Below are 7,200 nucleotides of genomic sequence, written 5' to 3' on the forward strand. Positions count from 1 at the left end.
TTAAAAGCGCCCTTTGATCCATCCCCCTACGCCGCGCCCGTTTCTTGCATTACACTGGCCGGCGTACATTCCTTAATCAATTGATGAGATGACCGTGCTCAAAGCACTCAAGAAAATGTTCGGTAAAAGCGAGACTGAGCAACTCGCGCCAGTTCCCAGCCCTGCGTCTCACGCTCCCGGCCACCGCACCGACGGTAATCAGTCTGAACGGGCCGCCACCACCGCGGCACCCAAGCATGAGCCGAAGACCGCAATATCTGCCCAGCCTGCGGCGACAACAGCCCCGGAGCAGCCGCTCAGCGAAACGCCGAAACCCGCCAAACCGCGCCGCGAACCCAAGCCCAAGGCGCCGGTCATCCCATGGAAACTCGAAGACTTCGTTGTCGAGCCCCAGGAAGGCAAAACCCGCTTCCACGATTTCAAACTCGCCCCCGAGCTGATGCACGCCATCCAGGACCTGGGCTTCCCGTATTGCACGCCGATCCAGGCCCAAGTGCTGGGCTTCACCCTCGCGGGCAAAGACGCCATCGGCCGCGCCCAGACCGGTACCGGCAAAACCGCTGCGTTCCTGATCTCGATCATCACCCAGCTGCTGCAAACCCCGCCGCCGAAAGAGCGCTACATGGGTGAGCCGCGGGCGCTGATCATCGCACCGACCCGCGAACTGGTGGTGCAGATCGCCAAGGACGCCGCCGACCTGACCAAGTACACCGGCCTCAACGTCATGACGTTCGTCGGTGGCATGGACTTCGACAAGCAACTCAAGCACCTCGAAGCCCGCCACTGCGACATCCTCGTGGCCACACCGGGCCGTCTGCTGGACTTCAACCAGCGCGGCGACGTGCATCTGGACATGGTCGAAGTGATGGTGCTGGACGAAGCCGACCGCATGCTCGACATGGGCTTCATCCCGCAAGTGCGCCAGATCATTCGCCAGACGCCACCGAAGTCCGAGCGTCAGACGCTGCTGTTCTCCGCGACCTTCACCGAAGACGTGATGAACCTGGCCAAGCAATGGACCACCGACCCGTCGATCGTCGAGATCGAAGCGCAGAACGTGGCCAGCGAAAACGTCGAGCAGCACATCTACGCGGTGGCCGGTGCCGACAAATACAAACTGCTCTACAACCTGGTCAACGACAATGGTTGGGAGCGGGTGATCGTGTTCGCCAACCGCAAGGATGAAGTGCGACGCATCGAGGAACGCCTGGTGCGCGATGGCATCAACGCCGCGCAACTGTCCGGCGACGTGCCGCAGCACAAGCGCATAAAAACCCTGGAAGGCTTCCGCGAAGGCAAGATCCGCGTACTGGTCGCCACGGACGTGGCCGGCCGCGGCATCCACATCGACGGCATCAGCCACGTGATCAACTTCACCCTTCCGGAAGTGCCGGACGACTACGTGCACCGCATCGGTCGTACCGGGCGTGCCGGTGCCGACGGTGTATCCATCAGCTTTGCCGGTGAAGACGACTCCTACCAGCTACCGTCCATCGAAGAACTGCTGGGGCGCAAGATCAGCTGTGAAACGCCACCGACCCACCTGTTGCGGGCGGTTGAGCGCAAACGTCCGCACTGAGTGACGTTGCAGAAACAGGCGCAGCCGGAAACGGACTGCGCTTTTTTTTCGCCCGGCTTTTTTCAACAGGAGCTTGCTCGCTACAACTAAAAGTCCATAATGGACAAATTAGTTTACTTCAAGTCCCGGAGCCGACCATGTCCAGCACGCCCCAAGTGATTACCCAAGCCCAGGCCCGCGAGTATCTGGCGCGAGTCGATGTGCCGCAGATCCTGCGCAAACTGTTCCGCGACCTGGCCGCCGGGCAAGCCGTGCAACCGGCGCAGCAACTGGTGGAATTTCCCCAGGGCGCCGGCGACTTCATCAATTACCTGGGCGTGTTGGCCGAAGACGGCGTGTACGGGATCAAGACATCGCCGTACATCGTCCGTGAACAGGGGCCGCTGGTGACAGCGTGGACGCTGTTGATGTCGATGCAGACCGGCCAGCCGTTGTTGCTGTGCGATGCCGGAGAACTGACCACCGCGCGCACTGCGGCCACCACCGCCGTGGCGGTCGACGCCCTCGCGCCACTCACAGCCAATCGCCTGGCCATCATCGGCAGCGGCAAAGTGGCCCAGGCGCACCTGCATTACGTGAAAGGCCTGCGCGACTGGCAGAGCATCTGCCTGTACTCGCCGAGCGTGAGCGAAGACGCCGAAACCGTGAGCCTGCTGAAAAACATCGAGCCACGCCTGAACATCGTCGACAGTCGCGAAGCTGCCGTTCAGGACGCCGACGTGATCATGCTCTGCACCTCGTCCGCCGGTCCGGTGATCGATCCGTCAAGCCTGCGCAAACCGGCGCTGATCACCTCCATCAGCACCAACGCGCCGCGTGCCCACGAAGTGCCGCCGCAAAGCCTCAACAACATGCAGGTGTTCTGCGACTATCGCCTGACCACCCCGGGCTCGGCCGGTGAAATGCTGATCGCCGCCGAACAACACGGCTGGGACAGGAGTGCGATTGTCGGCGACCTGCCTGACCTGCTAAGCGAGAAAGTCCAGCGTCCCGGCTACGACCGCCATGTGTTCTTCCGCTCCATCGGCCTGGGCCTGGAAGACATTGCGCTGGCCAATGCGATCTATCGCCTGCAGCACTAACCCCCCCTGTAGGAGCGAGCTTGCTCGCGATGGTGTGTCAGTCGACACAGTGGTGCCTGATCCACCATCGCGAGCAAGCTCGCTCCTACAAGGGTACCGAACCATTGGCATCGCGCGTTATCAGGAGACGTTCATGAGCCAGGCAGATTTCATCATCATCGGCGGCGGGATTGCCGGTGCTTCCACGGGTTTCTGGCTGTCGCAGCACGGCCGCGTGATCGTGCTCGAACGCGAATCCCATCCGGCCTATCACTCCACCGGTCGTTCGGCGGCGCTGTACACCGCGGCCTACGGCACCCCGCAAGTGCGGGCGTTGACCTTGGCCAGCCGGGACTTTTTCGACAACCCGCCCAGCGGTTTCTGCGAACACCCGCTGCTGACCCCGCGTGGCGAAATGACCGTGGACTTGACCGGTGACCCGGACGAACTGAACAGGCAATACCAGAGCGCAAAAACCACGGTGCCAGAGATGCAATTGCTCGGCGTCGACGAGGCCTGCGCGCTGGTGCCGATCCTGCGCCGGGAAAAGGTCCACGGCGCCATCTACGACCCGACCGCCAGCGACATCGACACCGACGCCCTGCACCAGGGCTATTTGCGCGGTATCCGCCGCAACCAGGGTGACGTGCATACCGATAGCGAAGTCGTCAGCCTGAGCCGCGACGGCCAGGGTACATGGCACGTCCAGACCGGCAGCCAGACGTTCAGCGCACCGATCATCATCAACGCCGCCGGCGCCTGGGCCGACAAAATCGGTGAACTGGCTGGCGCCAAGCCGCTGGGCCTGCAACCCAAACGCCGTGCCGCGTTCATCTTCGCCGGCCCCGAAGGCGTGGACATCCACCATTGGCCGATGCTGGTCAGCCTCGACGAATCCTTCTACATGAAACCCGACGCCGGGATGTTCCTCGGCTCGCCGGCCAACGCCGACCCGGTCGAACCCCACGACGTACAGCCCGAAGAGCTGGACATCGCCATGGGCATCTACCAGATCGAGGAGGCCACGACCCTGACCATTCGCCGCCCGACTCGCACCTGGGCCGGCCTGCGCAGCTTCGTCAGCGACGGCGACTTGCTGTCCGGCTTCGATCCACAGGTACCGGGGCTGTTCTGGGTCGCGGCACAGGGCGGTTATGGCATCCAGACATCGCCAGCCATGGGCCAGGCCAGCGCGGCACTGGTGCGCGGTGCAGCGCTGCCCGAGTCACTTGGCCGTTTCGGCCTGAATGCCGAAATGCTCTCCCCTGCCCGTCTCGGCTGATCCTGATCCTGATCCTGATCCTGATCCTCAGGTGACGCGCCCACACGATTACGGCACACTTTCAGAGCCCCTTTGATGGGGCGCTGACGCTGCCTGGAGTTCCACCGTATGAACGCCCCCGAAAAAGACTCGGCCCCGAACACTGCGTCGCTGGATAACTTCCGGGCGATCGCCGATGCCATCGCCACACTGTTCTTTCCCCATGCTGAAGTGGTGCTGCACGACCTGCGTACGCAAAAGGTCGACTACATCGCCAACAACCTGTCCAAGCGGGAAATCGGCGACGACTCGGCGCTGGAAGACATGCTCAGCGACGATGTCAGCGAGCGAAACATCGGGCCTTACGAAAAGCTCAACTGGGATGGTCAGAAGATTCGCAGCCTCAGCACGGTGCTACGGGACAGCGAAGGTCGTCCGCTGGCGGTGCTGTGCATCAACCTGAACATTTCGTTGTTCGAAAATGCCAAGGCTGCTTTGGACCTGTTCCTGTCGCCGACCAAGCTGATCCCGCAACCGGATTCACTGTTCCGCGATGACTGGCAGGAGCGGATCAACACCTTCCTCCACGCCTGGCTGCGTGAACGCCAGCTGAGCCTGAATCTGCTGACCCGCGACCACAAGCGTGAACTGGTACTGGCGTTGCACGCCGAAGGTGCGTTCAAGGGCAAAAGCGCATCGAACTACGTGGCCAATGTACTGAACATGGGCCGGGCGACGGTGTACAAGCATTTGAAGGAATTGAAGGGCTAGGCCCTGAGATTTGCACTGACTGTGCGGGCCTCATCGCGAGCAAGCTCGCTCCCACATTAGACCTGCGAACACAGGAACATTGTGGGAGCGAGCTTGCTCGCGATAGCGGACTATCAGTCGCCGTAAATGTCCGACTTGAAATACTTCTCGGAAATCTTCTGGTACTCACCACTGCTGCGAATGCCATCAATGGCCGTATTCAGCTCGCTGACCAGTTCGATATTGCCCTTGCGCACGGCAATCCCGGCCCCCTCGCCCACATACTTCGGATCTTTCAACTCCGGCCCGACAAAGGCATAACCCTTGCCACGCGGCATCGACAGGAAGTCATTGAGCGGAATGGTGTCGGCAAAAATCGCGTCGAGGCGACCGGCGGCCAGGTCCATGTAGATTTCTTCGTTGTTGCTGTAGCGCTTGACGTTGATGCCCTTGGGCTCGAACACCTCGGTGGCATAACGGTCGGTGGTGGTGGCGCGCTGCACACCGACGGTCTTGCCCTTGAGGCTGGCGTATTGGTCATCCACCACCGCGCCATCCTTCATCACCAGGCGCGACGAAGTGAAATAGTACTTGTGGGTGAAATCCACCGACTTCTTGCGGTCTTCGTTGATGGTCATGGACGACAGCGCCATGTCGATTTTCTTCACCTTCAGGGAAGGAATCAGACCGTCGAACTCACCTTCGACCCACACACACTTGGCCTTCATCTGTGCGCACAGGGCATTGCCGATGTCATAGTCGAAACCGACGATTTCGCCTTTGTCGGTTTTCGAGGCGAACGGTGGATACGCCGCTTCAATACCGATGCGCAGGGTTTTCTCGGCGGCGAACACAGAGCTGCACGCCAACAGGCTAAGGGCCAGACCGGTGATGAGGGGGAACTTCTTCATGTTCGTTTTCTCGCGGTTGTTGTTGGTTTGGCAAGACAGAAGAAAAAGCTGAAACGGGTGGAAACCTTTTTTTGTACTTATAATTCCATACTGGACTTTTATGTATTATCCGTCAATCAGGCAAATACAGACCGAACCGGCCGATTGTCGGGTGGTGGATCAGCAAGATTTTTAGTGGTGCCGATGACGCCATCGCGAGCAAGCTCGCTCCCACAGTAGATCTGGTTAAACACAAATTTTGTGTACGACACAGAACCCTGTGGGAGCGAGCCTGCTCCGGGCGGCGTTCCGACGATGACTGACTCAAGAACGCCGCAGAAACTACTGCTTCCAGCGATCCGCCGCCGCATGATCACTGTCACGCCCCTCGACCCAACGCGGTCCGTCACTGGTGTTTTCTTTCTTCCAGAACGGCGCACGGGTTTTCAGGTAATCCATGACAAAGGCGCAGGCGTCGAATGCCGCCTGACGATGGGCGCTGGCCGCGCCGACGAAGACAATCGGCTCGCCCGGCTCCAGGGCGCCGATGCGGTGCAACACTTCCAGCTTGAGCAGCGGCCAGCGCTGTTCGGCCTCGGTGGCTATCTTGCCGAGGGCTTTTTCGGTCATGCCCGGGTAGTGCTCGAGGAACATCCCGGCAACGTCGAGGCCGTCATTGAAGTCGCGCACATAGCCGACAAAACTCACCACCGCACCCACGCCGACATTGGCATCGTGCATGGCGTTGACCTCGGCACCCGGGTCGAACGGCGTGGACTGCACGCGAATCGCCATGGTTCAGCCTCCGGTCACAGTCGGGAAGAACGCCACTTCATCGCCCTCGCTGACCGGTTCGTCGAGCTGGCACAGGTCTTCGTTGCGGGCGCACATCAGGTTTTGCTCGCTCAATACCTCGGCACCGTCTCGCTGGGCCAACAGTGCGCGGACGTCGTCAACGGTGGCGAAATCGCCTTGAACCTTCACCGAGTCCAACCCCAGCGCTTCACGATAACGAGCGAAAAACTTCACGGTAACGTTCATGATTGCTCCGCCTGGAAATGACCGCTCTTGCCGCCGACCTTCTCCAGCAGACGCACGCTTTCGATGATCATGCCGCGGTCCACGGCCTTGCACATGTCGTAGATGGTCAGCGCGGCGACACTGGCAGCGGTCAGCGCCTCCATCTCGACGCCGGTCTGCCCGGACAGCTTGCAGCGCGCCACGATGCGCACCGAATCGTCGCCTTCGGCACTGAGCTCGACCTTGACGCCGGTCAGCATCAGCGGATGGCACAGGGGAATCAGATCGCTGGTTTTTTTCGCTGCCTGAATGCCGGCAATGCGCGCCACGGCAAACACATCACCCTTGGGGTGGCCGCCGCTGACGATCATCTGCAGGGTTTCGGGCAGCATGCGCACCAGCGCTTGGGCGGTCGCCTCACGGAACGTCACAGCTTTTTCAGTGACGTCGACCATGTTGGCGCGACCTTGGGAATCGAGATGTGTCAGCACGGGATTACTCCTGATCAGGAGCATCGATTGTAAACCTGCAGGTCAGATTTCCGCACGCACGATTGTCGGCTTGTCGCAGCCCCTGTAGGAGCGAGCTTGCTCGCGATGGTGTGTCAGGCACCGCTGTGTCGACTGACACACCATCGCG

At 60.8% G+C, this 7,200-nt stretch carries 8 protein-coding genes; 4 read left to right on the forward strand and 4 right to left on the reverse strand.

Annotated features, from left to right (window positions below; all coding sequences use genetic code 11):
- Positions 1 to 88 precede the first annotated feature (88 nt).
- The 4 genes from rhlB to AC1DXW_RS13900 all read left to right on the forward strand — a co-directional run bounded on the left by rhlB (position 89) and on the right by AC1DXW_RS13900 (position 4,672).
- Positions 89 to 1,579 (forward strand): ATP-dependent RNA helicase RhlB, encoded by a 1,491-nt coding sequence (gene rhlB, locus AC1DXW_RS13885; RefSeq protein ID WP_477760095.1) that lies wholly within the window; start codon positions 89 to 91, stop codon positions 1,577 to 1,579.
- Between the two features lie 137 nt (positions 1,580 to 1,716).
- Entirely contained in the window at positions 1,717 to 2,661 is a 945-nt protein-coding gene (locus tag AC1DXW_RS13890; RefSeq protein WP_477756810.1) for an ornithine cyclodeaminase family protein, read from the forward strand.
- Positions 2,662 to 2,794: 133 nt separating this feature from the next.
- On the forward strand, positions 2,795 to 3,922 hold the full coding sequence (locus AC1DXW_RS13895) for an NAD(P)/FAD-dependent oxidoreductase (protein ID WP_477756320.1): 1,128 nt from the start codon (positions 2,795 to 2,797) through the stop codon (positions 3,920 to 3,922).
- Positions 3,923 to 4,030: 108 nt separating this feature from the next.
- The gene (locus tag AC1DXW_RS13900) at positions 4,031 to 4,672 is read left to right on the forward strand and encodes a helix-turn-helix transcriptional regulator (RefSeq protein ID WP_477756321.1); all 642 of its coding nucleotides are present in this window, start codon (positions 4,031 to 4,033) and stop codon (positions 4,670 to 4,672) included.
- 113 nt (positions 4,673 to 4,785) lie between these two features.
- Here AC1DXW_RS13900 and AC1DXW_RS13905 read toward each other — a convergent pair whose 3' ends face one another.
- From AC1DXW_RS13905 to moaC, 4 genes are all read right to left on the reverse strand, one after another.
- Positions 4,786 to 5,562, reverse strand: coding sequence for an ABC transporter substrate-binding protein (locus AC1DXW_RS13905; protein ID WP_477756322.1), 777 nt, complete (start codon positions 5,560 to 5,562; stop codon positions 4,786 to 4,788).
- A gap of 321 nt (positions 5,563 to 5,883) precedes the next feature.
- Positions 5,884 to 6,336: a molybdopterin synthase catalytic subunit MoaE gene (gene moaE / locus AC1DXW_RS13910; RefSeq protein ID WP_477756323.1), complete on the reverse strand. Its 453-nt coding sequence runs from the start codon at positions 6,334 to 6,336 to the stop codon at positions 5,884 to 5,886.
- 3 nt (positions 6,337 to 6,339) lie between these two features.
- A complete protein-coding gene (gene moaD / locus AC1DXW_RS13915; protein ID WP_007989957.1) occupies positions 6,340 to 6,582 on the reverse strand; it encodes a molybdopterin converting factor subunit 1 in 243 nt (80 codons plus the stop codon).
- Positions 6,579 to 7,052 carry a cyclic pyranopterin monophosphate synthase MoaC gene (gene moaC / locus AC1DXW_RS13920; RefSeq protein WP_477756324.1) on the reverse strand — a complete coding sequence of 158 codons (474 nt, stop codon included), beginning with the start codon at positions 7,050 to 7,052 and terminating at the stop codon, positions 6,579 to 6,581. The genes moaD and moaC overlap by 4 nt, the downstream gene beginning before the upstream one ends.
- Positions 7,053 to 7,200 lie beyond the last annotated feature (148 nt).

The sequence above is a fragment of the Pseudomonas sp. P4_C4 genome, from assembly GCF_056402055.1.